The 25,147-nt window shown below is 59.6% G+C and carries 25 protein-coding genes and 1 pseudogene; 14 read left to right on the top strand and 12 right to left on the bottom strand.

Annotation, left to right across the window (positions count from 1 at the left end; translation table 11 throughout):
- Positions 1-821: 821 nt before the first annotated feature.
- From FW764_RS27410 to FW764_RS27400, 3 genes and pseudogenes are all read left to right on the top strand, one after another.
- Positions 822-2,141, top strand: a complete 1,320-nt coding sequence (locus FW764_RS27410; RefSeq protein ID WP_446436626.1) for a Na+/H+ antiporter family protein — start codon at positions 822-824, stop codon at positions 2,139-2,141.
- 136 nt (positions 2,142-2,277) lie between these two features.
- A pseudogene (locus FW764_RS27405) lies at positions 2,278-3,099 on the top strand (cache domain-containing protein); the annotation flags it as partial.
- A 36-nt stretch (positions 3,100-3,135) separates the two neighbouring features.
- Positions 3,136-3,957, top strand: coding sequence for a methyl-accepting chemotaxis protein (locus FW764_RS27400; protein WP_446436625.1), 822 nt, complete (start codon positions 3,136-3,138; stop codon positions 3,955-3,957).
- A gap of 21 nt (positions 3,958-3,978) precedes the next feature.
- On the opposite strand, the gene flgE is transcribed toward FW764_RS27400, so the two are convergent.
- Together flgE and trhP are read right to left on the bottom strand one after the other, a co-directional pair.
- Positions 3,979-5,295 carry a flagellar hook protein FlgE gene (gene flgE / locus FW764_RS27395; RefSeq protein ID WP_446436619.1) on the bottom strand — a complete coding sequence of 439 codons (1,317 nt, stop codon included), beginning with the start codon at positions 5,293-5,295 and terminating at the stop codon, positions 3,979-3,981.
- Between the two features lie 128 nt (positions 5,296-5,423).
- Entirely contained in the window at positions 5,424-6,737 is a 1,314-nt protein-coding gene (gene trhP / locus FW764_RS27390) for a prephenate-dependent tRNA uridine(34) hydroxylase TrhP (RefSeq protein WP_446436618.1), read from the bottom strand.
- Between the two features lie 246 nt (positions 6,738-6,983).
- On the opposite strand from trhP, the gene FW764_RS27385 reads away from it, so the two are divergent.
- Positions 6,984-8,051, top strand: coding sequence for an AI-2E family transporter (locus FW764_RS27385; protein WP_446436617.1), 1,068 nt, complete (start codon positions 6,984-6,986; stop codon positions 8,049-8,051).
- Between the two features lie 3 nt (positions 8,052-8,054).
- Here the strand turns inward: FW764_RS27385 and FW764_RS27380 are convergent, their stop codons facing one another.
- The 3 genes from FW764_RS27380 to FW764_RS27370 all read right to left on the bottom strand — a co-directional run bounded on the left by FW764_RS27380 (position 8,055) and on the right by FW764_RS27370 (position 9,109).
- Positions 8,055-8,237 carry a hypothetical protein gene (locus tag FW764_RS27380; RefSeq protein WP_083359190.1) on the bottom strand — a complete coding sequence of 61 codons (183 nt, stop codon included), beginning with the start codon at positions 8,235-8,237 and terminating at the stop codon, positions 8,055-8,057.
- 91 nt (positions 8,238-8,328) lie between these two features.
- Positions 8,329-8,523, bottom strand: coding sequence for a hypothetical protein (locus tag FW764_RS27375; RefSeq protein ID WP_083359189.1), 195 nt, complete (start codon positions 8,521-8,523; stop codon positions 8,329-8,331).
- 232 nt (positions 8,524-8,755) lie between these two features.
- Entirely contained in the window at positions 8,756-9,109 is a 354-nt protein-coding gene (locus tag FW764_RS27370) for a hypothetical protein (RefSeq protein ID WP_083359188.1), read from the bottom strand.
- A gap of 156 nt (positions 9,110-9,265) precedes the next feature.
- Between FW764_RS27370 and FW764_RS27365 the strand changes: the two genes are divergently transcribed.
- Entirely contained in the window at positions 9,266-10,084 is an 819-nt protein-coding gene (locus FW764_RS27365) for a shikimate 5-dehydrogenase (RefSeq protein WP_446436616.1), read from the top strand.
- Between the two features lie 119 nt (positions 10,085-10,203).
- Here FW764_RS27365 and FW764_RS27360 read toward each other — a convergent pair whose 3' ends face one another.
- A complete protein-coding gene (locus FW764_RS27360; RefSeq protein ID WP_446436615.1) occupies positions 10,204-10,854 on the bottom strand; it encodes a YceH family protein in 651 nt (216 codons plus the stop codon).
- Positions 10,855-10,970: 116 nt separating this feature from the next.
- On the opposite strand from FW764_RS27360, the gene FW764_RS27355 reads away from it, so the two are divergent.
- On the top strand, positions 10,971-11,480 hold the full coding sequence (locus tag FW764_RS27355; protein ID WP_446436614.1) for a DUF1993 domain-containing protein: 510 nt from the start codon (positions 10,971-10,973) through the stop codon (positions 11,478-11,480).
- 91 nt (positions 11,481-11,571) lie between these two features.
- On the opposite strand, the gene sstT is transcribed toward FW764_RS27355, so the two are convergent.
- Positions 11,572-12,792, bottom strand: a complete 1,221-nt coding sequence (gene sstT / locus FW764_RS27350) for a serine/threonine transporter SstT (RefSeq protein WP_446436613.1) — start codon at positions 12,790-12,792, stop codon at positions 11,572-11,574.
- Between the two features lie 239 nt (positions 12,793-13,031).
- Here sstT and FW764_RS27345 point away from each other — a divergent pair, with 239 nt between their 5' ends.
- The gene (locus tag FW764_RS27345; protein WP_446436612.1) at positions 13,032-14,186 is read left to right on the top strand and encodes an MFS transporter; all 1,155 of its coding nucleotides are present in this window, start codon (positions 13,032-13,034) and stop codon (positions 14,184-14,186) included.
- A gap of 71 nt (positions 14,187-14,257) precedes the next feature.
- Here FW764_RS27345 and nhaR read toward each other — a convergent pair whose 3' ends face one another.
- Positions 14,258-15,160: a transcriptional activator NhaR gene (gene nhaR, locus FW764_RS27340; protein ID WP_446436611.1), complete on the bottom strand. Its 903-nt coding sequence runs from the start codon at positions 15,158-15,160 to the stop codon at positions 14,258-14,260.
- Between the two features lie 134 nt (positions 15,161-15,294).
- Here nhaR and FW764_RS27335 point away from each other — a divergent pair, with 134 nt between their 5' ends.
- From FW764_RS27335 to mnmH, 4 genes are all read left to right on the top strand, one after another.
- Positions 15,295-15,546 carry a hypothetical protein gene (locus tag FW764_RS27335; protein ID WP_446436610.1) on the top strand — a complete coding sequence of 84 codons (252 nt, stop codon included), beginning with the start codon at positions 15,295-15,297 and terminating at the stop codon, positions 15,544-15,546.
- A gap of 28 nt (positions 15,547-15,574) precedes the next feature.
- Complete coding sequence (locus FW764_RS27330) at positions 15,575-16,324, top strand: TerC family protein (RefSeq protein WP_446436609.1); 750 nt, start codon at positions 15,575-15,577, stop codon at positions 16,322-16,324.
- A gap of 94 nt (positions 16,325-16,418) precedes the next feature.
- Positions 16,419-17,453: a selenide, water dikinase SelD gene (gene selD / locus FW764_RS27325; protein ID WP_083359179.1), complete on the top strand. Its 1,035-nt coding sequence runs from the start codon at positions 16,419-16,421 to the stop codon at positions 17,451-17,453.
- Positions 17,453-18,556 carry a tRNA 2-selenouridine(34) synthase MnmH gene (gene mnmH, locus FW764_RS27320; RefSeq protein WP_446436608.1) on the top strand — a complete coding sequence of 368 codons (1,104 nt, stop codon included), beginning with the start codon at positions 17,453-17,455 and terminating at the stop codon, positions 18,554-18,556. Before selD ends, mnmH begins: the two co-directional genes overlap by 1 nt.
- Before the next feature lie 125 nt (positions 18,557-18,681).
- Here mnmH and FW764_RS27315 read toward each other — a convergent pair whose 3' ends face one another.
- Together FW764_RS27315 and FW764_RS27310 are read right to left on the bottom strand one after the other, a co-directional pair.
- Positions 18,682-19,737, bottom strand: a complete 1,056-nt coding sequence (locus FW764_RS27315) for a permease (RefSeq protein WP_446436607.1) — start codon at positions 19,735-19,737, stop codon at positions 18,682-18,684.
- Between the two features lie 47 nt (positions 19,738-19,784).
- Positions 19,785-20,486, bottom strand: a complete 702-nt coding sequence (locus tag FW764_RS27310) for a histidine phosphatase family protein (RefSeq protein WP_446436606.1) — start codon at positions 20,484-20,486, stop codon at positions 19,785-19,787.
- 251 nt (positions 20,487-20,737) lie between these two features.
- Here FW764_RS27310 and FW764_RS27305 point away from each other — a divergent pair, with 251 nt between their 5' ends.
- The 3 genes from FW764_RS27305 (at position 20,738) to hemB (ending at position 23,388) form a co-directional block, all read left to right on the top strand.
- The gene (locus FW764_RS27305; protein ID WP_446436605.1) at positions 20,738-21,436 is read left to right on the top strand and encodes a glutathione S-transferase N-terminal domain-containing protein; all 699 of its coding nucleotides are present in this window, start codon (positions 20,738-20,740) and stop codon (positions 21,434-21,436) included.
- A gap of 19 nt (positions 21,437-21,455) precedes the next feature.
- Positions 21,456-22,298, top strand: coding sequence for a PhzF family phenazine biosynthesis protein (locus FW764_RS27300; protein WP_446436604.1), 843 nt, complete (start codon positions 21,456-21,458; stop codon positions 22,296-22,298).
- Positions 22,299-22,413: 115 nt separating this feature from the next.
- Complete coding sequence (gene hemB / locus FW764_RS27295) at positions 22,414-23,388, top strand: porphobilinogen synthase (protein WP_094952561.1); 975 nt, start codon at positions 22,414-22,416, stop codon at positions 23,386-23,388.
- 97 nt (positions 23,389-23,485) lie between these two features.
- Here hemB and FW764_RS27290 read toward each other — a convergent pair whose 3' ends face one another.
- Positions 23,486-23,833, bottom strand: a complete 348-nt coding sequence (locus tag FW764_RS27290; protein ID WP_446436603.1) for a hypothetical protein — start codon at positions 23,831-23,833, stop codon at positions 23,486-23,488.
- 6 nt (positions 23,834-23,839) lie between these two features.
- The coding region (locus tag FW764_RS27285; protein WP_446436602.1) for an RHS repeat domain-containing protein at positions 23,840-25,147 on the bottom strand (1,308 nt) is incomplete at its 5' end.

The following is a 25,147-nucleotide window of genomic DNA, read 5'->3' as shown; positions in this document are numbered from 1 at the left end:
GGGTATCGGCCATGTCGCTTTCCGGCAGCGACATGGAGGTCAGTGTGCCTGGCGTCGGCTGCGACCAGTACAGGGCAAAGCGGCCTTTGTCATTGCTGCCCAGCTCTGCCTGGTTGGCGAACAACTCGTCTTTGCCGTCCAGCGCATTGGCTTCGAACACCAGTGACAAGCCGAGCAGGTCCGGGTTGGCCTGCAACGCGGCCTTGACCTGTCGGGTCAGGTCTTCGCGGGTATCGAAGGCATCAAGGAAGCGCTTTTCCGCCTGTTCGCGCAAAAACAGCACTTGGCGGGAAAAACCATGACCGTACTGGTAGGCGTCCATGAATTGCTGGCGAATCCCCAGCGCCTGTACTTCACCTTGGGCCTCGATGCGCGCCTGGGCGGATTCGTCAAGCATTTGCATGCTTGAGGCTTTGACCTGTTGTGAACTGTGCTCCATGCGATACAGCGACAGACCCACCAGCAGGGTCACGATCCCCAGCAGGCAGAGGCCGGCGAGCAGGGTGATTTTCCATTGAATGGACAGCTGTCTGAGGGACATCGAGGAGCATCCTTAACCTGAAAACACAGAGAGCCTTTGTATCGGCCGTTGTCGCGGCTTCTTTATTATTTAAACGTTCAATTGAATCGCGCTTTTGTGGTGGGTGAGCTTGTTGTGGCGAGCAAGCTCGCTCGCCACAGTTTTTGACATGCGCGCCCGCCTGCTGCAAAGTGCGCGCCCTCTAATAAGACCTCCTAAAGCCTGCACGCCGGTCGCCAACCCATGGCCGCTTGGGCGCGGGCATGCCTGTTGTTTATGTTTCTGTCTTGAGGTAACCATGATTAACGCAGTCATCGCCGCGGTCGGCACCATGCTGGTGCTCAGCTTGTCCCGCGTACATGTGGTCATCGCCATCATTGTCGGCGCCCTGGTGGGCGGCTTGACCGGTGGCCTGGGCATCGAGGCTACACTCAAGGCCTTCAACGGCGGTTTGGGTGGCGGCGCGACCGTGGCGCTGTCTTACGCTTTGCTCGGCGCTTTCGCGGTTGCGATAGCCAAGTCCGGCCTGGCCCATGCCCTGGCGGACAAGGCGTTGGTGCTCGTCGATCGCCAGGAGACCAGCGGCGCCAGCCATGTCAAATGGCTGCTGATCGGCCTGTTGTGGGGTGTGGCGATTGCCTCGCAGAACATCCTGCCGATTCACATCGCGTTTATCCCGCTGCTGGTGCCGCCACTGTTATACGTGCTGACCAAGCTGCAACTGGACCGTCGCCTGATCGCCTGTGTGATGACCTTCGGCCTGATCACCCCGTATATGTTCCTGCCGGTGGGCTTCGGCAACATCTTCCTCAATCAGATCCTGCTGGCCAATGTGGCCAAGAGCGGCGTGGACATCAGCCAGGTCAACGTTACCCACGCCATGGGTTTGCCGGCGCTGGGCATGGTGGTGGGCCTGCTGGTGGCGGTGTTTGTCAGCTACCGCAAAAAGCGCGTGTACGACCTGGAAAAAATCGAGCGCGTCGAACAAGTGGCGGTGCAGTACAACCCGCTGACCCTGCTGGTGGCGGGGCTGGCGATTGCCTCGGCGTTTATCATTCAGTTGTGGTTGGACTCGATGATCATCGGTGCCTTGGCTGGGTTCCTGATCTTCTCGGTGTCGGGCATTGTGCGCTGGCGCGAAACCGACGACTTGTTCACTGAAGGCATGAAGATGATGGCGATGATCGGCTTTATCATGATCGCCTCCTCGGGTTTTGCCGAAGTGCTCAAGGCCACTGGTGATGTGCGTTCGCTGGTGGAAGCCTCGGCGGCGTTTATCGGCCATAGCCGTGGCGTGGGCGCGTTGCTGATGTTGCTGGTGGGGTTGCTGGTGACCATGGGCATTGGTTCGTCGTTTTCCACGGTGCCGATTCTTGCGGCGATTTTTGTGCCGCTGTGTGTGCAACTGGGATTTAGCCCGTTGGCTGTCGTGTGCATCGTCGGCACGGCAGGGGCGTTGGGCGATGCGGGTTCGCCTGCGTCGGATTCAACCCTGGGCCCGACTTCCGGTTTGAACATCGACGGTCAGCATCACCATATCTGGGACACGGTGGTGCCGACCTTCTTGCACTACAACATTCCGTTGTTGGCGTTTGGCTGGATGGCGGCGATGACCCTTTAATTATTGGAAATGCCTTCACCTGTGCCGGGCGAACTTGTTCTGGCAATCCCCGCTCGCCACAGCTGCTTAGTGTCCTACAGATAATTCGCAACCGGCCGTTAACCTCTGAAGTCGCCCCTAATAAGAGAGAAACGCCATGCGTCTGAGTTTGAAGGCCAAAGTCCTGTCCCTGGCCGTCGTGCCGGTGTTGCTGTTCGCCGTGGTCATCAGCCTGACTACCGTTTGGATCCTGCAGGGCCAGGCGCGCAACGAGGTGGATGAAACCCGCCAGCGGCTGCTCAACGACGCCAAAGCCACCCTGCAAAGTTATGTAGAGGTGGCCATGACCACCATCAAACCGCTCTACGACGCTGCCGCCCCTGGTGATACCGCCGCGCGGGCTGAGGTGGTCAAGCTGCTCTCTAACACCACTTACGGCAAGGACGGTTACTTTTTCGGCTATGACTCCGAGACCATCCGCCTGTTCAAGGGCAACAGCCCGGACGGCGTGGGCAAGAGCTTCAAGGACAACCGCGACCCTAACGGCGTCTACGTCAACCGCGACCTGGTCAAGGTCGGCAAGGATGGCACTCATTACCTGCAATACAGCTCGACCCAGCCCGGCCAGAGTGAACTGGTGCCCAAGCTCGGCTACACCGAATACCTGCCCAAGTGGGACATGGTGATTGGTACCTCGGTGAACCTCGATGGTATCGAAGCCCAGGTGGCGGTGGTCGAAGCCAAGGTTGAGAAGCGCATGCAAGGCGTGCTGCTGAGCATTCTTGGTGTCGCGGTGGTGGTGTTGCTGGTGATTGCCGCCGTGGGCATGGTGACGGCCAATACCATCCTGCGTCCGTTGAGCTTGATGAAAGCCAACCTCGACGATATCGCGGCGGGCGAGGGTGACTTGACCCGCCGTCTGGCGATCACCAGCCAAGATGAACTGGGCGATCTGGCCGGTGCGTTCAACCGTTTTGTCGACAAGATCCACGGGCTGGTGCGCCAGATCACCGAGATGACCTCGCAGCTCACTGGGCTGGTCGGGCAGGTGTCCGAGCAAGCCCAACGCTCGGAAACCGCGATGGAGCGCCAGCGTCACGAAACGGACCAAGTGGCCACGGCCATTAACCAGATGTCCTCCGCGGCCCACGAAGTTGCCCGCAGTGCCCAGGGCGCCGCCGTCGCTGCGCAACAGACCGACGCCGAGGGCCAGGCGGCCAAGCGCGTGGTAGACGGCAGCATCGCGCAGATCCATGCGCTGGTGAACGACATTCGCAGCAGCGGCGTATCCCTCGACAGCCTGCAGCAGGATGTGTCGTCGATTGTCAGCGTGCTCGGGGTGATCCGCTCGATTGCTGAACAGACCAACCTGCTGGCGCTCAACGCCGCCATCGAAGCCGCGCGGGCCGGTGAGGCCGGGCGCGGGTTTGCCGTGGTCGCCGACGAAGTGCGCGCGTTGGCCAGTCGCACTCAGACCAGCACCCAAGAAATCCAGGGCATGATCGACCGCCTGCAAAAAGGCACCGAAGCCGCCGTGGACGCAATGCGCCGCTCCAGTGATGCCGGCGATGGCACCTCCGCCCAGGCCAACCAGGCCGGGGCGTCGCTGGACACCATGGCCCAGCTGATCGGCACCATCAACTCAATGAACGCGCAAATCGCCAGCGCCGCCGAAGAGCAGACCGCCGTGGCCGAAGAGATCAACCGCAGCGTGCATCAGATAGCCGTGGCGGTGGACAGCGTGGCCGATGAAACCCAGCTGGGCGCCCAAACCTCACGCAGCCTGGCGGAGTTGGGCCAGCGCTTGGGGCAACTGGTGGGGCAGTTCAGGATCTGATCTTGCAGTGCAGGGTCGGCATCAGGTCATCTGTATCAGGGTCTTGAGGATCGTGCTCTCCGTCGAGATGGTTTTCGCGTTCGCCTGATAGTTGCTCTGGGCCTTGATCAGTTCCACCAGTTCGTTGGTCAGGTTGACGTTGGAGTTCTCCAGAGCGTTGGCCTGGATGGCGCCCAGGGTGCCGGCCTGCGGGGTGTCATAACCCGGCTGGCCGGAGGCGAAGGTCTCTCTCCAGGTGGTGCTGCCCGCCGGCTGCAGGCCTTGTTCGTTGTTGAAACTGGCCAGGGAAATCTGGCCGATGGCCTTGCTCTGTTGGTTACTGAAGGTGGCGAATAACACACCGCTGCCGTCGATTTTGAGGCCGGTGATTTGGCCGGTGGCATACCCATCGGTGACCGGTGGGTTGCGGTAGCTGGCCGAGTTGAATTGGGTGATGTTGGCCATGTTGACCACCACACCGCCGGGGTTGGCAGCGGCACCGTTGGCTTTCCACACGCCGCCGGTCACGGTGCCCGGTACCCAGTTGGCAAGGGTCAGGGAGGTGTTGGACGCCGTGCTTGGCGGGGTGACGATGCCGCTGAGTTTGCCGCTGGCGTCGAACGACAACGTCGATGCCACCGGTGCCACGCCGCCTGCGCCGGTGATCGCGGTGCCATCAGGGTTGCGGCCGTCGATCAAGGTGTAGGACTTCCACTGGTTGGCGTCTGTCTTCACCATGTATTGCGCCATGGCATGGGCGTTGCCCTGGGTGTCGTACAAGGTGGTGGTGTATTGGGTGGTGAAGGTGCGGGTATCGCTAGGGTTGAATGGTTTGGCTGTCTGATCGATCACCGGTTCTGAGGATTTCAAGTTACTGGTGGAGTCCACCTTGCTTGAGGCCCTTGGCGCCAGGCTGGCCAGGTTCAATTGAAGGTCGGCCAGGGCGCCCTTGATGATTTTGCCGTTGGCGTCTGCCGCATAGCCTTGCAGACGCGAGGTGCCGGCAGGGTTGGTGATGTAGCCGTCTTTGTCGGCCCGAAAAGCTCCGCTGCGGGTGTATTCCAGCGCGCCGTCGCTGGCTTTTTGTACGAAGAAGCCGCCGCCCTGGACGGCCATGTCCAGGGTGCCGCCGGTGTGATTCACATCGCCTTGAGTGAAGCGCTGCGACACCGCCGCCAGGTTCACACCATTGCCAGCGCTGTTCTGGCCGCTGCCCAACTTGGAGGCGGCGTAGATGTCGGCGAACTCCGCACGGGACGCCTTGAAACCGGTGGTCGCGACGTTGGCGATGTTGTTGCCCGTCACGTCCATTTGCTTGTTGGCGGCGTGCAGCCCGCTAAGGCCAATATTGAAAGACATATCAACTCCTTCTGGTGCCGGTTCTGTTCGCGGCGGGGAAGGGCTGAGTGTGCGCAAGGCGCATGGACGTTCGTGGGAGCCTGTATGGAGAGCCGGTGGAGGCCGCGGATTATTTACGCGGCACCGGGTTAGAGATCGCGCATCAGCAGGCCGAAGCGCAGGTCCATCTCGGCCGGGAGCGGCACATACACGGTGTGCCCATCGCCCGGCGCCACCTCGATGGCTTCGCCCTTGGCGTTGTGCAGCGTGGCCAGGTCAAAGTGAAAGTTGCCGGCGGGGGTCATCAGTTCCAGGTGGTTGCCCACGGCGAAGCGGTTCTTGACCTTGACCTCGGCCAGCTCGCCACGGCGTTCGCCGGTCAATTCCCCGACAAACTGCTGGCGCTGCGAGACTGAACTGCCGTTCTGGTAGTTCTGGTATTCGTCGTGCACGTGGCGGCGCAAAAAACCTTCGGTGTAGCCGCGCTGGGCCAGGGATTCCAGGTCAGTCATCAGGTTGCGATCAAACGCGCGACCGGACACCGCGTCATCAATGGCCTGTCGATACACCTGGGTGGTGCGTGCGCAGTAGAAGTGCGATTTGGTACGGCCTTCGATTTTCAGCGAATGCACGCCCATCTGCGTCAGGCGTTCCACGTGCTGCACGGCGCGCAGGTCCTTGGCGTTCATGATGTAGGTGCCGTGTTCATCCTCGAACGCGGGCATGTGCTCATCGGGGCGGTTGGCTTCCTGCAACAGGAACACTTGGTCGGTCGGCGCGCCGATGCCCAAGGTCGGCTGGCATTGCTGGACGATGTCGCCCGTGGCGTTTTCCACGGCCGGCGTGGCCTGGTACTTCCACCGGCACGCGTTGGTGCAGGTGCCTTGGTTGGCATCGCGTTTGTTCATATAGCCGGACAACAAACAGCGCCCGGAATAGGCCATGCACAAGGCGCCGTGCACGAACACCTCCAGTTCCATGGTCGGCACCTGCTGGCGGATCTCGTCGATCTCTTCCAGCGACAGCTCGCGCGACAAAATCACCCGGCAGATGCCTTGCTGCTGCCAGAACTCCACGCTGGCCCAATTCACGGTATTGGCCTGCACCGACAAGTGAATCGACATCAGCGGGAAGTGGCGGCGCACCAGCATGATCAAACCCGGGTCGGACATGATCAGCGCATCCGGGCCCATGGCGATCACCGGCGCCAGGTCCTTGAGGAAGGTCTTGAGCTTGGCGTTGTGCGGCGCGATGTTGACCACCACGTAGAAGCGCTTGCCCAGTGCGTGGGCTTCCTGGATGCCGAGGGCCAGGTTGGCGTGGTCGAATTCGTTGTTGCGCACGCGCAGGCTGTAGCGCGGCTGGCCGGCGTAGACCGCATCGGCGCCATAGGCGAAGGCGTAGCGCATGTTTTTCAGGGTGCCGGCGGGGGCGAGCAGTTCGGGGGCGATCACAGGGGGCATGGGCTCACGTCGCAAAAGGTCGCGAGGGTAGTGGAGCTAGAGGTGAGATTTATTGACCCAGGTCGGCCTTTGCTGATTTTTTATCATGACTTGATTGATGCGCAGGGCGAGTGCGAAGGCACAGGCTTCAAGCCCTTGAGTCAGGCGGTCTATGCTGGTTGGAGAATCAAGGGCACTCCCAGGATTGGCTGCGGACTAAGCAACAGGGCCTACACAGGGCCTTTGCTTTTCTGACATGGACCGGACATGAATCAAACCAACCTGCAATTCAAGACCCTGCTGTTGCTGCTGGCCCTGGTGACCATTGCCTTTATCTGGATATTGCTGCCGTTCTACGGCGCGGTGTTCTGGGCGGTCATCCTCGGTATTATCTTTGCCCCGATGCAGCGGCGCCTGCAACAGCGGTTCAGTTGGAACCGCAACCTGACGTCGCTGGCAACCCTGACGGTGTGCCTGATCATTGCGATTTTGCCGGTGATTATCACCAGCACATTGCTGGTGCAAGAGGGTGCGACGCTCTACAAAAACATCGAAAGCGGCAAACTGGATGTGGCCAGCTACATCGAGCAGTTCAAGAACGTGCTGCCGCCTTATTTTCAGCACCTGCTGGACCGCTTCGGCATGGGCAACCTGGAGGGCCTGCGGGAAAAAATCGTCAAGAGCGCGATGCAAGGCAGCCAGTTCTTTGCGAGCCAGGCATTCAGCTTCGGTCAGGGCACGTTTGATTTTCTGGTGAGCTTTTTCATCATGTTGTATCTGCTGTTTTTCCTGCTGCGCGATGGCCCCGAGCTGGTACGCAAGGTGCGTGCGGCGGTACCGCTGGCCGAGCCGCAAAAGCGTCGCTTGCAGATCAAGTTCAACCGAGTGGTGCGCGCCACGGTCAAAGGCAACGTGTTGGTGGCCGTGACCCAAGGTGCGTTGGGCGGTTTGATCTTCTGGTTTCTGGATATTCCCAGTGCGTTGCTCTGGGCGGTGTTGATGGCGTTTCTGTCATTACTGCCAGCGGTGGGTGCGGGGATTGTGTGGGGGCCGGTGGCCGCCTACTTCCTGTTGAGCGGTTCGATCTGGCAGGGTGTGGTGCTGGGGTTGTTCGGGGTGTTTGTGATCGGGTTGGTGGACAACGTGCTGCGCCCTATCCTGGTGGGCAAGGACACCAAAATGCCGGATTACTTGATCCTGGTCTCGACTCTGGGTGGCCTGTCGGTGTTTGGCCTGAACGGGTTTGTAATCGGGCCGCTGGTCGCGGCGTTGTTCATGTCCAGCTGGGCGCTGTTTGTGGAGAGCAAGCCGCGGGTCAAGCTGCCACTGCCTTAAACATCAAGCGTGAAGCCTGAACGTGGATGCTTGTTGCAGCTGTTTTTGTGCGGCGGATAACGAGGTGAGCGGGCCGCTGATGGGTTCGCCATCGCGTACCAGGTACCAGCAGGCCAGTAATCCATGCTCGCGAAGCGAGGCGGGGACGGCGCTGCCGATGACGGACATGATCTGGACAGTGGGCATAAATACCTCCTATTTCTATGGAGGTCACCTTAAGCGGTGAATGCACGCAGGAAAAATCACCTGGCTCGATAGTCGACATCAACGCTAAGCGTCAATCCACGACCTGATCCAGCATGTTCACCACTTCCTGTTCGCTGATCAGGCCCTTGCGCACCAGGTTTTCTGCCAGCAGCGCCAGGAACTTCGCGCTGCGGTGGCCTTCCAGGTGCTTGAGTTCGGTCAGTGCGCTGTAAACCTTGCTGGAGGTACACAGGCCGGCGGTACGGTGTGGGTTTTGCGTGGGCATGGTCAGTCGTCCTTGTTGTTTTTGGCTGGACAGGGTCAATAATGAGACTTTTTGGTGACGTAAACATGACAGTGAGAGTATCGGTCCGGCAAGTAGACATTGGCCTTAATCATGTGTGATTACGGCCATGCCATTGTCCTCATAGCGACCTTGGCACTCTGAAACCGGACTTTGCGGGCAAAAAAAGGCCCCGCATGTAGGCGAGGCCTGTCCCTGTCATGTCCGTTAAGTGTTACCAGCCGCGACGGTAATAGCCGTGCGGAGGGCCGTAGTAGCCACGCGGTGGGCCGTAATAGACAGGCGCCGGGCGGTAGTAAACCTGTTGTTGCACATACACCGGCGGTGGCGGTGCGTAGTACACCGGCGGCGGAGCGGCGTACACCGGCTGCGGCTGGACGTACACCGGCTGCTGCACGTAAACCTCACGCGGTTGGCTGGCAACCACGGAGCCCACGACAGCTGCGCCGACTAACGCACCCAAGACGGCCGGGCCACCCCATCCGCCACCGTGGGCGGAGGCTTGGCCTGCCATAGCGAGTGCACCGATAAGCAAGGCGATCTTGGGGATTTTACGAATCATGGTCATTCCTCGGTTAGCCCCTGCGCTTGTGGTCTGCAATCAATAGACTCAAGGATTGTCGCGGGGATACTTTTAAGACAACGTGTTTCTGAAAAACAGCACAGCCGATAGGTAAAGGTTGTGTAAGGTCTGTACCCAATTGCTTACTCAGAGGAGTTTTCCATGCAGATGCACCCCAACAAGGACACCCAACTGTGCATGTCACTGTCGGCGCGTCCCGGGAATTTTGGCTTGCGTTTCCATAACCATCTGTATGAACAGCTGGGTCTGAACTTCTACTATAAAGCCTTCAGCAGCCAGGATTTACCCGGCGCGATCGGCGGTATACGCGCGCTGGGCGTGCGCGGCTGCGGCGTTTCGATGCCGTTCAAGGAAGCCAGTATCGCCCTGGTCGATGAGCTGGACGACTCGGTCAAAACCATTGCTTCCCTCAATACCATCGTCAACACCGACGGCCACCTCAAGGCTTACAACACGGACTACATCGCTGTCGAACACCTGCTGAAAAAGCACGCTGTGCCGAAGGATTCGACCTTTGCCCTGCGTGGCAGCGGCGGCATGGGCAAGGCCGTGGCCAGCGCCTTGCGCGACGGTGGTTACGCCAACGGCGTGATTGTGGCACGCAACGAGGCGGCGGGCCGGGCGTTGGCCCAGAGTTTGGGGTATGAATGGCAGGCGGAACTGGGTGACCTGCGCCCGCAGATGTTGGTCAATGTGACGCCGATCGGCATGAGCGGTGGGGCGGAGGCGGACCAGTTGGCTTTTTCAACTGAAGCTGTGGACGCGGCCGACACGGTCTTCGATGTGGTGGCGATCCCGGCCGAAACGCCGCTGATCGTGCGCGGGCGTGCCCAAGGCAAGCGGGTGATCACCGGCCTGGAAGTCATCGCGATCCAGGCGTTGGAGCAGTTTGTGCTTTACACCGGCGTGCGGCCGACTGATGAGCAGTTTAAGGCGGCAGTGGCCTTCGCCCGAGGCTAAGCCTTGTACATAGTCAATGTGGGAGCGGGCTTGCTCGCGAAGGCGGCGTGTCAGTCAATAGATGAACCGACTGATTCATCGCTTTCGCGAGCAAGCCCGCTCCCACATTTTTGACCGAGTTAAGCCTGTTCCAACTGGGCCAGGCGCTCTTCCAACGCAGCAATCCTGGCTTCAAGCTCTTCGATACGATCCAGTGAGACCGCACCGGTCGACCGCTCCACCGGACTCCCGCGCGCCGCCAGAATCACCTCAATATCCGCCGGATCCCCCAGCGCATGGGTATAACGATCTTCCCGCTGCCCCGCCTGTTTCGGCACCAACACCGCCAGCCCGCGCGCAATCAGGCGCTCCAGCTGGTGCACCACTTGCTCGGCATCTTCAAAATCGTGCATGCGCCCGCTGCGCGTCAGCAGCTCATTGACGGTCTGCGGCCCGCGCAAAAACAGCAGCCCAATCAGAACCACCTGGGCCGGCACCAGTTCCAGCGCCTTGTCCACGCGATGCTCCCAACGGTCGGCGCGACTGCCCATCACCAAGCGCGTAAAGCCTTGGCCTTCCAATGCACGCAGGCTCTGGCCGACCTGGCCTTGGCTGAGGTTCGTCACCGGCTCGCGGCTGGTCTTCTGGTTGCAGGCCAGCACCAGCGCGTTGAGGGTCAGGGGGTAGGTTTCCGGGTTGGTCGCCTGTTTTTCGATCAGGCAGCCCAGGATGCGGATTTCCGTGCTGTTCAGGCGCGGCTCAGGGGTCTCGGTGTCGTGCTCGGCGGTCATCGCGCTTTCCCTATGCAGTGAATGCACTAGCCTAAGCTGGAAAAAATAAAAGACAAGCAGCTGGCATGTCTATAATCGCCGTTGGTTCCAAACCCTGCCATAACCGCGAGACTGTCATGACTATTTCCCTGTACGCCGCCTCCATCCCGGTCTTCAAGCAAATGCTCAACGCCTTGAGCGATGTGCTGAACAAAGCCGAAGCCCATGCCACCGCCAAGAACATTGAGCCTAGTGCCTTGCTGCAAGCGCGTCTGTTCCCGGACATGTTCCCACTGGTGCGCCAGGTACAGATCGCTGCCGACTTCGCCAAAGGCGTTTGCGCACGCTTGGCCGAGATGGAAGTGCCGAAGTACGAAGACAGCGAAGTCACTTTCGCTGACCTGCAAGCATTGATCGCCAAGGTGCTGGCATTCGTCGACACCATCAAGCCTGAGCAAGTCGACGGCAAGGAAGGCATCGAGATCATCACCCGCCCAGGCACGCCGAAAGAGAAGCGCTTCAGCGGCCAGTCCTACCTGCTGACCTACGGCCTGCCGCAGTTCTTCTTCCACGTCACAACGGCTTACGCCTTGCTGCGTCACAACGGTGTAGAAGTGGGCAAGCGTGATTACATGGGTGCGTTCTAAGTAGCTGCTGTCTAAATAGCCGCTTTCCAAGCCCATAGAAAAGCCCGGAGTTGTTCTTGATCGAACGCCCCGGGCTTTTTACGCCTGATGATTAAGCGGGCTGCTCTTCCTTGCCTAAACATGCGGCAGCAGTGAACAGCACATCGGTGGACGAATTGAGCGCGGTTTCCGCCGAGTCCTGCAGCACGCCAATGATGAAGCCGACGGCCACCACCTGCATGGCGATCTCGCTGGGAATGCCGAACAGGCTGCACGCCAATGGGATCAGCAACAGCGACCCGCCGGCCACACCCGATGCGCCACAGGCACACACCGCCGCGACCACGCTGAGCAGCACGGCGGTCGGCAGGTCGACGGTAATCCCGATGGTGTGCACGGCCGCCAGAGTCAACACGGTGATGGTCGTCGCAGCACCGGCCATGTTGATAGTGGCACCTAGCGGGATTGACACCGAGTAGGTGTCTTCATGCAGGCCCAGGCGTTTGCTCAACGCCAGGTTCACCGGGATATTCGCCGCCGAGCTGCGAGTAAAGAACGCGGTGATGCCGCTTTCGCGAAGGCACATCAGTACCAGCGGGTACGGGTTGCGGCGCAGTTTCCAGAACACGATGGCCGGGTTGACCACCAACGCCACGAACAGCATGCAGCCGATCAACACCGTCAACAGGTGGGCGTAGCCGAGCAGGGCGCCGAAACCGGAAGTGGCCAGGGTCGAGGCCACCAGGCCGAAGATGCCCAGCGGTGCGAAGCGAATCACCACCCGCACAATCAGTGTCACCCCGTTGGACAGGTCAGCCAGCACCGTGCGGGTAGTCTCGCCGGCATGTCGGATCGCAACGCCCATGCCGATGGCCCAGGCCAGGATGCCGATGAAATTGGCATTCATCAGCGCACGGACCGGGTTATCCACCACGCTGAGCAGCAGGCTTTGCAGGACCTCGCCGATACCGCCGGGGGCGCTGACGGTCAGGTCATGGGTGGCCAGAACCAGCGTTGAGGGGAACAGCGTGCTGGCCACCACCGCGACGACGGCGGCGGCGAAGGTGCCGAGCAGGTAGAGGAACAGGATCGGCTTGATATGGGTTTCCTGGCCATGTTTATGGCTGGCAACCGATGCCATTACCAGTACAAACACCAGGATCGGCGCCACGGCCTTGAGCGCGGCGACAAACAGCTTGCCGATAAAACCGGTGGCCATGGCGGCCTCGGGCAACAGCAGAGCCAGCAGAATGCCGGCAACTAGGCCGACGAGGATTTGCGTGACCAAGGTGGTGCGGGTCAGGCGCTGGAAGAGGGAAGGGGCGGCAGTCATAAACAGTTGTCTCTAGTTGTTTTAATGGGAAGCAGCATTGCAGGCAGGTAGCGCGAAGGAAGCAGGCGCAAAGTCTAACATGCTGTAGGAAGAGTCCCGTTCAGTGCGACATTCCGTCACCGTGTTCGTAGGCTTTGGCCAAATACCGACCTACTCTGTTAACATTCTCTCCTCTCACTTTTCCTATCCGTCAGCGAGCCCTTCGGGCTGTCGTTGATGTCGTCGTTTCTGGAGTTTTCATGTTGTTTCCCATCTTGCTGCTGTCGGCCGCCGGCTTTACCGTGCTGACCACAGAGTTCGTCATCGTCGGCCTGTTGCCGGCGATTGCCCGAGACTTGAATGTCAGCGTGTCCCAGGCCGGTCTCCTGGTGACCCTGTTCGCCTTTACCGTGGCGGCGTTCGGCCCATTTCTTACGGCGTACTTCGCACGCTTTCCACGCAAGCGGCTGTTTATCAGCATCCTGATCATGTTCGGCGTGGCCAACACCGTGGCAGCGTTGGCGCCGAATATTTGGGTGATGGCGTTCGCGCGGTTGATTCCGGCGCTGGGCTTGCCGGTGTTTTGGGCTTTGGCCAGCGAGACGGCAGTGGATATCGTCGGCCCGGAATATGCCGGGCGCGCCATCGAAAAAATCGGCTTCGGCATTGTGTGCGCCACTGTGTTTGGCATTCCCGTGGGCACGTTGGTTTCCGATATGTTCGGCTGGCGCACTGCGTTTGCCATCCTCGCCGTGGTGGCGTTGGCCAAGGCTTTGCTGCTGTTCATTTACTTGCCGGTCACCCAACCGAAGAACGATCAGGTGACGCTGCGCTCGCAGTTCAAGATCCTGCGCAATCCGGTGATGCAGGGCCATATTTTGCTGTCGATCCTGGTGTTCAGCGGCATGTTCACCGCTTATACCTACTTGGCGGACATCCTCGAGCGCTTGGCCGGCTTCGACGGCACGCTGGTGGGCTGGTGCCTGATGGGTTTTGGCGCAGTGGGCTTGCTTGGCAACGCCTTGGGCGGGCGCGCGGTGGATCGCCACCCGTTGATCGCGTCCATGGTGTTCTGTGGGTTCATGATCGCGGGCATGGTGGCCTTGGTGCCGGCGATTCATTCAACGATTGGCCTGGCGGCCGCGATGGCGGTGTGGGGCGTGACGCAGGCGGCAATGTTCCTGGTCAGCCATGTGCGGTTGATGAAAGCCGCGCCCCATGCACCGGCGTTTGCGGCGTCGTTGAATATTGCTGGCGCCAACTTGGGCATTGGCTTGGGTGCAATGGTCGGTGGGCATGTGATCGACACGCTGGGCCTTGGCAGCCTGGGCTTTGCGGCATCCGGTTTTATCCTGGCGTCGATCCTGCTGGCGCTGTGGCTGATGACTGCTAAACCGCTATCCACCTGTGCCTGACTTTTGTGGAAGCGGGCTTTTTGGGAGCGCTTCGCACCCCAGCGCACGCAAGCTTGCTCGCCACACGGCCCTCAGGGCAGGGCGGTAAACAACTCGCGCCGTGCCCCTTCGGTAATCGCTACGATTCCTAGGTGCTTGACCTTGCGTTCCACCGAGATCGCGTAGAACGACTCCGTCACCGCGTCGGTCTGACCGATCAGCACGACGCCGTACTGGCGCACCACTTCATCGGCAATCACGCTGGGGGCGATAAAGATTCCGCTGCCGGATTGGCCAAACGCCTGCATCAAGGCACTGTCGTCGAACTCGCCGATGATCTTCGGTTGTATCTGCTGCTCGGCGAACCAGCGCTGCAAGCGACTGTGGACTACCGTTTCCGCACCAGGAATCAACAGTGGCGCACCCTGTAGGCACTGTGGGAAGTCGCCTCTGTATTGGTCAGCCAATGCCTGAGTGGCAAAAAAACTGATCCCGCATTCGCCCAGTTTCTGGCTGTAGCCCTTAATGTCCAGGTGCGTGGGCATAGGACTGTCGGAGATCACCAGGTCCAGACGCTGGATCGCCAGGTCGGCCAATAGACGCTCAAGTTTGTCCTCACGGCAGGTGATGTGGATCGGCTCGCTCAACGCCATGGTCGGCGCGATGAGCCGGTAGACGATGGATTTAGGTACCACATCCGCCACCCCAACCCGGAACAGAATCTGCTGTTCATTGGGTTCTGCGCGCAACAACGCCTCCAACTCATTCGCGGTCTGGAACATCTGCTCCGCGTAAGGAAGGGCCCGGCGCCCGGCGTCGGTGAGTTCCAGCTGACGACCGACACGCTGAAACAACGCGATACCGAAGGTTTGCTCGAGCAGGCTGATCTGCCCGCTGATGGTCTGCGGTGTGAGGTTCAGTTGCTCACACGCGCGCACGATGCTGCCGGTCTTGGCCACGACCCAGAAGTAATGCAGTTGTCGATAATTGAGCATGACGACCTACACTTCGTAAAAAACGAAGTATATATGAGAAAAATACGAATTTTCCTGAACTGTTCGGCTGCATAGAATGCCTGGCTATCGGGGGGCCGCTATTTGGACCCAATGGTTTTAACGAGGAATACATCATGAAACTGAATTTCCTAGGCGCTGCGTCGCTGCTTGCGCTTTCATTGGTGGTGATCAGTGGTTGTGATCAGGTTGAGAAAAGTGCGCAGCAGGTACTGGGCAAGGCAACCGAGTCCGCCAAGCAAGTTATCGACGACACCCATAAGGCCGCCGAGCAGGCATTGAGCGAAGCGACACAGGGTTTGATCAGCCCGCAGAAAAAGGATGATCAGCCAGAGAAAGAGCCCGATTCGAGCAGTAAAGAAGCCTAATTTCCCAGCACAACGTCAGGACTGACCTATGGATTACCTTTTACAACTGGCTGCCAGCCCCACCGCCTGGGTCGCACTGGCCACCTTGATCGTCATGGAAATCGTGCTGGGTATTGATAACCTGATCTTTATCTCGATCCTCACCAACAAATTGCCCGAGAAGCACCGGGCCAAGGCACGCCGCATCGGTATCAGCATGGCGCTGGTATTGCGCCTCGGCCTGCTCAGCACCATCGCGTTTATCGTGCAGTTGACGACGCCGGTGTTCGAAATCTTCGGCCAGGCGTTTTCGTGGAAGGACATGATCCTGATCGCCGGTGGCCTGTTCCTGGTATGGAAGGCGACCACCGAGATCCACCACAGCATGGATCCCGAGCCTGAAGAGAAGCAAACCGTCAGCAATACCGTGACCATTGGCTTTGCCGCTGCCATCGGGCAGATTCTGTTGCTCGACCTGGTGTTCTCCATCGACAGCATCATCACCGCTGTGGGCATGACCGAACACTTGCCGATCATGATCATTGCTGTAGTCGTCTCGGTGATCGTGATGCTGGTGGCGGCTGAGCCGCTGGCCAAGTTCATCAACGACAACCCGACCGTGGTGATGCTGGCGCTGGGCTTCCTGATTATGATCGGCATGACGCTGATTGCCGAGGGCTTCGGCGCCCATGTGCCAAAAGGCTATGTGTACGCGGCCATGGCGTTCTCGGCGGTGATCGAGTGCCTGAACATCGCACGACGCAACCGTCACAAGCGTTTGCTCGCTGCCCGCCAGTAACGGCGCACTTACAAAAGACGGCTGAGCTCACAAGAGCCCGGCCGGATTTTTGCTGTCTGGTAGAATCCGACCACTTGTTACCTTGAGGTCCACCATGAACGAGCCGATTCGCCTCACCCAGTACAGCCACGGCGCGGGTTGCGGCTGCAAGATTTCACCCCAGGTGCTGGAAGTGATCCTCGCCGGCAGCGGCGCGCAGAACCTCGACCCCAACTTGTGGGTCGGCAACGCCTCACGCGACGACGCGGCGGTGTACGCCATTGACGACGAGCGCGGCGTGGTCTCCACCACTGATTTCTTCATGCCGATTGTCGATGACCCGTTCGACTTCGGCCGCATTGCCGCTACAAACGCGATCAGCGACATCTATGCCATGGGCGGCGACCCGCTGATGGCCATCGCGATTCTGGGCTGGCCGGTGAATGTGCTGGCACCGGAGATTGCCCGTGAAGTGATTCGTGGTGGCCGCTCGGTATGCGACGCCGCCGGTATCCCGCTGGCCGGTGGGCATTCCATCGACGCCCCGGAACCGATCTTCGGCCTGGCCGTTACTGGCATCGTGCAAAAACGTCATATGAAGCGCAACGACACCGCCACCGCCGGGTGCAAGCTGTACCTGACCAAACCGCTGGGCATCGGCATCCTCACCACCGCCGAGAAGAAGGGCAAGTTGCGCGAGGCGGATATCGGCCTGGCCCGCGACTGGATGTGCACGCTCAATAAGCCTGGCAGCCGTTTCGGTAAATTGGCGGGCGTGACGGCCATGACCGATGTCACCGGTTTCGGCCTGCTTGGCCATCTGGTGGAAATGGCTGACGGCAGCGGTCTGACAGCGCGCATCGAGTATGAAAAAGTCCCACGCCTGCCAGGGGTTGAGGACTACCTGGATCAGGGCTGCATGCCCGGTGGTACGTTGCGCAACTTCGACAGCTATTCGAGCAAGCTCGGTCGCTTGCAGGAGCTGCACAAACGCGTGCTGTGCGACCCGCAAACCAGCGGCGGCTTGCTGATCGCCGTTACCCCTGAAGGTGACGCCGAATTCCACACGGTGGCCGCCGAGCTGGGCCTGAGCCTTGAGCCAATCGGCGAGCTGGTTGAGCGACAGACCCGCGCGGTAGAGGTGTTTTGATGGCAACTGACATCACCGACTACCGCGACATCTTCCTCAACGATCGGCCGATGATGGATACCCGCGCGCCGATTGAGTTCACCAAGGGCGCGTTCCCTGGGGTGATTAACCTGCCCCTGATGACCGACGACGAGCGCCAGCGGGTGGGCACCTGCTACAAGCAACAGGGCCAGCAAGCGGCAATCGTTTTGGGGCATGAGCTGGTGTCCGGGGCGATCAAAGCCGAGCGCATCGAGCAGTGGGCGCAATTTGCCAAGGCCAATCCTGATGGTTACTTGTACTGCTTTCGTGGCGGGCTGCGTTCGCAGATCGTGCAGCAATGGCTGAAGACCGAAGCCGGTATCGAGTATCCCCGCGTCGGCGGTGGGTACAAGGCTATGCGTACCTTTCTGCTGGATACGCTGGAGCACGCGACGGCAGAGTGTGATTTCGTGTTGTTGGGCGGCATGACCGGCACCGGCAAGACCGAAGCGCTCAGCCAGTTGCGCAACGCCTTGGACCTGGAAGGCCACGCCAACCATCGCGGCTCCAGCTTTGGCAAGCGCGCCACCGCTCAGCCGTCCAACATTGACTTCGAAAATCGCTTGGCCGTGGACCTGCTGAAAAAGCGCGCGGGCGGCATTGAGCAATTTGTGGTCGAGGACGAGAGCCGCATGATCGGCAGTTGCGCACTGCCATTGCCGTTGCACAAGGGCATGCAGACTTTTCCGATGGTGTGGTTGGAAGACAGTGTCGAAGGCCGCGTCGAAAGAATCCTGCGCGATTATGTGGTCGACCTGTGCGCCGAGTTCATCCAGTTATTCGGCGAAAACGGCCAGGCGCTGTTTGCCGAGCGCCTGACCCAGAGCCTGGCCAATATTCACAAACGTCTGGGTGGCGAGCGCTTCCAGCGGTTGCAGGCGATCTTGCAGGAGGCCTTGGCAGAGCAGTCGCGCAGTGGCGCGGTGGGCTTGCACCGGGAGTGGATCGAAGGGTTGCTGCGTGAGTATTACGACCCGATGTACGCCTTTCAGCGTGAGAGCAAAGGCGCACGGATCGAGTTTGCGGGCGAGCAGGGCGCCGTGGTGGAGTACTTGCGTGAGCGCCGTGGCAGGCGAGCATAATCGGTGGTTTTGAGGGCCTCTTCGCGAGCAAGCCCGCTCCCACATTTAACCGCGTTTATCCTGAGGGGCACGGTCGACATGTGTGCGGGCTTGCTCGCGAAAGGGCTCTAAGCCTCCCTCAAAGCCTACAGGATAAACGCTCCGATCAACCCGCACACCACGCCCACCAACATCGTCAGCCCGGCCACCGTCACCAGCACCCGCGCATCGAAATCCTTGCGCAGCATCAACAGTGACGGCAGGCTCACGCTGGGCAGGGTCATCAACAAGGCCACGGCCGGGCCGGTGCCCATGCCCAGGGTCATCATGGTTTGTACGATTGGGATCTCGGCGGCGGTAGGAATCACGAACAGCGTGCCGACGATCGCCAGCGGCACCAGCCACATCAGGCTGTTGGCCATGGCCCCATCGACATGGGGGAACAGCCAGACTCGAGCGGCTCCCAACACCAGCACAGCGAGGATATAGACCGGGATCGTGCTCCAGAACAACTGCCACAGGGTACGCAACCAACGGCTCAGGAACGGTTGAGATTCGCTCAGGCTAGCGTCGGCTACCGCGTCTAAAGCGGCTTCGGGCACCTGATCGGGTCGGGCAATCCGCTGTGCCACCAGGGACACGCCGACCACCAGTACAATCCCCGCAACCAACCGCAACGCGGTAAAGCCCCAGCCCAACACAAAGCCCATGAACACCAGCGTCGCCGGGTTCAAGACCGGGTTGGCGATCCAGAACGCCAGTGCCGCGCCCACCGACACGTGCTGACGGCGCATGCCCGCCGCCACCGGGGCCGCACAGCAACTGCACATCATGCCCGGCAAAGCGAACAGCCCGCCGCGCAGGGTCGAGCCCAGCCCGGCGCGGCCAAACAGGCGCAGCAGCCAGTCACGAGGGATCAACACTTGCAGCAGTGAACCCAGCAGCACCGCCAGCACGGCGGCCTTCCAGATCGCCAGGAAATACACCTGGGCATAGGCCAAGGCGGCCGTCAGGGGCGCGGTTTGCTGGTCATTGAGAATCGAGGCACCGATGCTGTGGTTATCCGCTGCCACGAATGCCTTGAGGTAGTAGGGTGACCACTTCACGTAGTAGAGGCCAACGCAGGCCACCAGTAGGAATAGCGCTGGTTTCCACCAGAACGACCAGCCCCGGTTGGGCTGGGTGGAGATGAGGTTGGGCATGGTGCAGGTCCGCAGATGATTCAATAGCGGGGCATCATACGCCTGTGTCAGATATCCGCAGCGGTCTGCGTTGCATCTGGGCACGTCTGCTGGCCGTTATCCAGGCCTTGCTTGTAGTTGCGGCTGAGCAGCGAGGCCTTGCCGTTATGCCAGGTCAAGGTCAGTACATACAAGGTGTCGAAGTCACTGCCTGACCAATCGTCGGTGATGGTGTGTTTTTCACCCGAGGCTTCACTGGCAACCTTGTTGATCAGCTCCGGCAGGTAGCCGTGAGACCAGGCGGTGTAAATGATCGAGTTGTGGTACTTGTCTTCCACCAGCTCGTCAGCGAGGTCGCTGGTGTCGTTGGCCGAGAACTTGATGTTCACCGGCAGGCCGAGCTTGATGGCGCTGGGGCTGATGGTCATCAGCGGCCGAATGTAGCTGTAGGAGTTGTCGTGTTCGCCTTCCTCGACAGTGCGCGTCGGGTCAGGGGCAAACACGTAGTTGGCCTTGCCGAATTTTTGCGGCAGCACGGTGGCCAGGTTCATCGCGCGGTTCAGCCCTTGACAGTTGAGCTGGCCGAGGCCGCCGGCGGGTTTTTCGCCGTGGCGCAGGAAAACCAGAGTTTGCACGCCGTCGACCGGCCCGGCGCTGCTGATTCGTGATTCCAGGGTCAGACCGATGGCGCCGGCCGCGATGAGCAGTGGCAACATGATGTATGAGTAACGTTTAAGGCGTAGTGCCAGGCACAAAGGCTTGATTGTCATTAGGTTCGAGTCTTCAGCGCTGCGAATTAAGGCGGACAAGCCCGGCCCCAGTGACGTCTCTCGCGTCCTGCGGTTTTCCATGTCGTTGTAACAGGGTGTCTCCTTTCACCGTAATGGCGCACTTAAGAGTGCACATCGGCGCTTTGGTTCGCCTGCCCGACAGATTAGCGCGGCTATGTTGCGCGATGATGACCCATGCAGGACGCCAGGTTGGTGGCTATCATGGGCGCTTTCCGCCTGGGGATTTCCCGATGAATGCACTCGCCGCCTTCCCGATCAACAGCAAATGGCCCGCCCAGCATCCAGAACGCCTGCAGTTGTATTCGTTGCCCACGCCCAACGGCGTCAAAGTGTCGATCATGCTCGAAGAGCTGGGCCTGCCTTATGAAGCGCACAAGGTCAGTTTCGAGACCCAGGACCAACTGTCGCCCGAGTTCCTGTCGCTGAACCCGAACAACAAAATCCCTGCAATCATCGACCCCAATGGCCCGAGCGGTCAGCCGCTGGCGTTGTTCGAGTCCGGTGCGATCCTGATTTACCTGGCGGAAAAAACCAGCCAGTTGCTCTCCGAAGACCCCGCCACGCGCTACGAAACCCTTCAATGGCTGATGTTCCAGATGGCCGGTATCGGCCCTATGTTTGGCCAAGTAGGGTTCTTCAACAAATTTGCCGGCAAGGCCTACGAAGATAAGCGCCCGCGCGATCGTTATGCCGCCGAGTCCCGGCGTTTGTTGGACGTGCTGGAAAAGCGCCTGCTGGGCCGCACCTGGATCATGGGCGACGAGTACAGCATCGCCGACATCGCCACCTTTCCGTGGATTCGCAACCTGATCGGCTTCTATGAGTCTGGCGATCTGGTTGGCATTGCCGATTTTCCGAATGTGCTGCGCGCGCTGGACGGCTTTGTCGCCCGCCCGGCAGTGATTCGTGGCCTGAACATACCTGCCTGACCCCCTAGAGCGTTGAAGTATGCCGACTTTCGATTTTAAGCAACTGGATGTATTCAGCAGCGTTTCGCTCAAGGGCAACCCACTGGCGGTGGTGTTGGGGGCTGACAGCCTCACCGACCAGCAAATGGCCGATTTCGCCAACTGGACCAACCTCAGCGAAACCACGTTTTTGCTGACGCCGCGTGATCCCCTGGCTGACTATCGGGTGAGAATTTTCACCACGCTCAAAGAGCTGCCGTTCGCCGGGCACCCGACGCTGGGCAGTTGCCATGCCTGGCTGCAAGCGGGAGGTGTTGCCAAAGGTGAGGAGATTATTCAGGAGTGCGAAATCGGTCTGGTACGTATTCGGCGTGAAGGCGATGAGCTGGCCTTTATAGCCCCGCCATTATTGCGTACCGGCGCGGTCGAAGCGCCCGTGCTGGAACGCGTTCGCCGTGGGCTCGGCCTGGCACCGGAGGCGATTGTGCGCAGCCAATGGGTCGACAATGGTGCGGACTGGCTGGCGGTGATGCTTGCCGATCGCGAGCAAGTGCTGGCCCTGCAGCCGGATTACGCGCAACTGCACGGCTTGGCCATTGGCGTCATCGCGCCCTGTGACCCGGCGCGGGATGCTGTGGACACGCACTTCGAAGTCCGCGCCTTTATCGCCGGCGACGGTGCACAGGAAGATCCGGCCACCGGCAGCCTGAATGCGGGTATTGCGCAATGGCTGCTGGGAGAGGGCCTTGCACCGAGCCGTTACGTGGTCAGCCAAGGCACGGCCATGGGGCGCGCCGGGCGTATTCGCGTCGAGCGCCATGGTGATGAAATCTGGGTCGGCGGCGCGGTCGCGGTGTGCATCGAAGGGCAAGTACAGCTCTAGATCAATGAATTGTTACGAGCTGCGCAATACACTATTGGCCCCTTGGCGTTTGTACTGCCGGGGGCAAGGGGCATAAGCTTTTGCCCCAAATATTCTGCCGCTATCCAGGAAAGCCATGACCAGCCAGTTCCCCCAAGCCCGCCCACGTCGTCTGCGCCGCTCCCCGGAGCTGCGTGGCCTGTTTCAGGAAACCGAATTCACCCTTAACGACTTGGTACTGCCGATCTTCGTCGAAGAAGAAATCGACGATTTCGTACCGATCACCAGCATGCCGGGTGTGCAGCGTATTCCTGAAAAGAAACTGGCCGGTGAGATCGAGCGATATGCCCGCGCGGGGATCAAGTCGGTCATGACCTTCGGCGTGTCCCACCACCTGGACGCCAACGGCAGCGACACCTGGAAAGAACGCGGCCTGGTCTCGCGCATGTCCTCGATCATCAAGGACGCCGTGCCGGAAATGATCGTGATGTCCGACACCTGCTTCTGCGAATACACCGACCACGGCCATTGCGGCGTGATGCACGGCGCCCACGTCGACAACGACGCGACCCTGGTCAACCTCGGCAAACAAGCCGTGGCCGCCGCCCGCGCCGGTGCTGATGTGATCGCACCGTCCGCCGCCATGGACGGCCAGGTCCAAGCAATCCGCCGCGCCCTGGACGATGCCGGCTTCACGCATATTCCGATCATGGCCTACTCCACCAAATTCGCCTCGGCCCTCTACGGCCCGTTCCGCGAAGCCGGCGGCAGCGCGCTCAAAGGCGACCGCAAAAGCTACCAGATGAACCCCATGAACCGCCGCGAAGCCGTGCGCGAATCGCTGCTCGATGAACAGGAAGGCGCGGATGCGCTGATGGTCAAGCCGGCCGGTGCCTACCTCGACATCATCCGCGACATCCGCGAAGCCTCGCGCTTGCCGGTGGCGGCGTATCAGGTCAGTGGTGAGTACGCGATGATCAAGTTTGGTGCCCAGGCGGGGGCGATTGATGAAGCGCGAGTGGTGCGGGAAACGTTGGGGTCGATCAAGCGCGCGGGGGCGGATTTGATTTTTACGTACTTTGCGATGGATTTGGCGTTGGCGGGGATTTGAGATCGGGTTTTAATCCTGTGGCGAGCAGACTTGCTCGTCGCGGGGGTTGGGATTGCTGGAGCATAAACGTACGGATACGCAATGTGTATTGAGGTTTTTAATGTGTGCTCCTGTAGTGATTTAACCGGCTCAGGAGTGTTTGCATGAATTTTCTTTGATCATTTACAGGTGTGCTGAAGTAAGTTGCCATGGTTTTAAATACTGCATCAAAGCTGTCGTTGATAGATAAGTAGTGGTCGATAGAACCGATAAACCACTCCTGTTCAATTTTTGTATATGACAAAAATTCGGGCTTGGTCAATTCATCAAAAAGCTCCGAAAGCTCCTTTTCATCATTTATATCTTTTGATGCGATGAGTTTTTCTCTTTCTAGATCATCGGTATTCTCAATGTCATAGGTAAATAATAAACCTCGAACTATTGACATGCTTGGCTTGTTTTTCATGTTTTTTCACTCCGTGTACGCAGTTTTAGGTTTGCCATGGCTGTTGAGTATTACTCGTGCATTACGATTTTGGCCATATTGCATGCCGTCACTGGAATACCCGTCGCCAATAATTCTTCCCATGTCCATGGGTTTTAATGATGTGGCATGACCGTTTCTTCTGAAAATGAGCTGTGCTCTAAATATTGAGTTCAATTGGTCCCTGTGACTGAGGTATCGAGTCGCGGCAGGTGGATATTTAGGCTGACCTATATTCGGTCCTGATGTATAGACTTCGATAATTCTCGTTGTCGGGTTTCTCGCTGTTTCGAGCCTTTCCAGCTGAGATCTGAGTGTTGTCTGAGCTCCGTGTTTTTCCAGAAAATGCGCGCCTGGTGTCGATTTTTCGAGCTCATCCAATCGTCTGTACGCGTTTGCCTCTGCAAGATCGTCAATTCTCGCCTGTCGTTCTGCACGCGGCAGTTGTGGTAATGCAGGCTCTCTGTGGTTAACACCTGCCGACGGGCTTTTTTCTATGATTTGTGGCGAGCAGCCATCCCCGCCGGGGCATGTGTTCAGCCCCCGCGGATCGACCCACCCTGTCGGATTGGGCACGTACTGGTACGCGTTGATCCCACCCGCCAGCTTCGCCGGATCAGGCGTCAGGTAACGACCAATATCTGGATTGTAGTAGCGATGGCGGTTGTAGTGCAGCCCGCTTTCTTGGTCGAAGTATTGGCCTTGGAAGCGTAGCGGGTTGTCGATTTTGTTGATGTCTAGGCGGCTGATCTGGCCGTAGGCGCGGTAATGCGCGGACCAGACGATTTCGCCGTCGGGCGCGGTGAGTTCTTGTGGCGTGCCGAGGTGGTCGAGTTGGTAGTGAAAGGGCTGGGTGTCTTTCGGCCCGAAACCTTCCAGCAGTGCCAGTGGACGGAAACTGTCCGGCTCGTAGAGGTAACTGCGGTGACGATCTGCGTGATGCTCCGCAATCAGCTTGTCGCCTTGCCAGAAAAACTCCGTGGTTATGTCATCAACGGTTTTGCTGATCCGCCGACCAAACGGGTCATAGCGATAGCTGGCTGTTTGGCCGTTGGGTTGAGTGATGCCGATCAACCGATGCTGGCAGTCGTAGCGGTACTCGGTAACGAGTTGATGGCCCTTACCGCGCCTTTGGCGGATCAGGTTGCCAAAGGCGTCATAGTCATAATGATGATCACCCTGGATCACCAACCGATTCCCCGCCACGATGTCCGGTCCCGGTCGATCCTGCATCAGCAGGTTCCCGGCTGGGTCATGGCCGAAGCGTTCCTGCACGTCTTGCGAGTGATCGGCCCT

It is taken from the genome of Pseudomonas sp. 1152_12 (assembly GCF_052850675.1).
Note: the sequence above shows the minus strand (reverse complement) of the source record. Positions and strands in the feature narration are given on the sequence as shown.

Bases quoted from the DNA above. Each gene is read 5' to 3' on its own strand.
- FW764_RS27400 (WP_446436625.1), top strand. From the start codon at position 3,136: ATGACCTCGCAGCTCACTGGGCTGGTCGGGCAGGTGTCCGAGCAAGCC.
- flgE (WP_446436619.1), bottom strand. From the start codon at position 5,295: ATGTCTTTCAATATTGGCCTTAGCGGGCTGCACGCCGCCAACAAGCAA.
- trhP (WP_446436618.1), bottom strand. From the start codon at position 6,737: ATGCCCCCTGTGATCGCCCCCGAACTGCTCGCCCCCGCCGGCACCCTG.
- FW764_RS27385 (WP_446436617.1), top strand. From the start codon at position 6,984: ATGAATCAAACCAACCTGCAATTCAAGACCCTGCTGTTGCTGCTGGCC.
- FW764_RS27380 (WP_083359190.1), bottom strand. From the start codon at position 8,237: ATGCCCACTGTCCAGATCATGTCCGTCATCGGCAGCGCCGTCCCCGCC.
- FW764_RS27375 (WP_083359189.1), bottom strand. From the start codon at position 8,523: ATGCCCACGCAAAACCCACACCGTACCGCCGGCCTGTGTACCTCCAGC.
- FW764_RS27370 (WP_083359188.1), bottom strand. From the start codon at position 9,109: ATGACCATGATTCGTAAAATCCCCAAGATCGCCTTGCTTATCGGTGCA.
- FW764_RS27365 (WP_446436616.1), top strand. From the start codon at position 9,266: ATGCAGATGCACCCCAACAAGGACACCCAACTGTGCATGTCACTGTCG.
- FW764_RS27360 (WP_446436615.1), bottom strand. From the start codon at position 10,854: ATGACCGCCGAGCACGACACCGAGACCCCTGAGCCGCGCCTGAACAGC.
- FW764_RS27355 (WP_446436614.1), top strand. From the start codon at position 10,971: ATGACTATTTCCCTGTACGCCGCCTCCATCCCGGTCTTCAAGCAAATG.
- sstT (WP_446436613.1), bottom strand. From the start codon at position 12,792: ATGACTGCCGCCCCTTCCCTCTTCCAGCGCCTGACCCGCACCACCTTG.
- FW764_RS27345 (WP_446436612.1), top strand. From the start codon at position 13,032: ATGTTGTTTCCCATCTTGCTGCTGTCGGCCGCCGGCTTTACCGTGCTG.
- nhaR (WP_446436611.1), bottom strand. From the start codon at position 15,160: ATGCTCAATTATCGACAACTGCATTACTTCTGGGTCGTGGCCAAGACC.
- FW764_RS27335 (WP_446436610.1), top strand. From the start codon at position 15,295: ATGAAACTGAATTTCCTAGGCGCTGCGTCGCTGCTTGCGCTTTCATTG.
- FW764_RS27330 (WP_446436609.1), top strand. From the start codon at position 15,575: ATGGATTACCTTTTACAACTGGCTGCCAGCCCCACCGCCTGGGTCGCA.
- selD (WP_083359179.1), top strand. From the start codon at position 16,419: ATGAACGAGCCGATTCGCCTCACCCAGTACAGCCACGGCGCGGGTTGC.
- mnmH (WP_446436608.1), top strand. From the start codon at position 17,453: ATGGCAACTGACATCACCGACTACCGCGACATCTTCCTCAACGATCGG.
- FW764_RS27315 (WP_446436607.1), bottom strand. From the start codon at position 19,737: ATGCCCAACCTCATCTCCACCCAGCCCAACCGGGGCTGGTCGTTCTGG.
- FW764_RS27310 (WP_446436606.1), bottom strand. From the start codon at position 20,486: ATGACAATCAAGCCTTTGTGCCTGGCACTACGCCTTAAACGTTACTCA.
- FW764_RS27305 (WP_446436605.1), top strand. From the start codon at position 20,738: ATGAATGCACTCGCCGCCTTCCCGATCAACAGCAAATGGCCCGCCCAG.
- FW764_RS27300 (WP_446436604.1), top strand. From the start codon at position 21,456: ATGCCGACTTTCGATTTTAAGCAACTGGATGTATTCAGCAGCGTTTCG.
- hemB (WP_094952561.1), top strand. From the start codon at position 22,414: ATGACCAGCCAGTTCCCCCAAGCCCGCCCACGTCGTCTGCGCCGCTCC.
- FW764_RS27290 (WP_446436603.1), bottom strand. From the start codon at position 23,833: ATGAAAAACAAGCCAAGCATGTCAATAGTTCGAGGTTTATTATTTACC.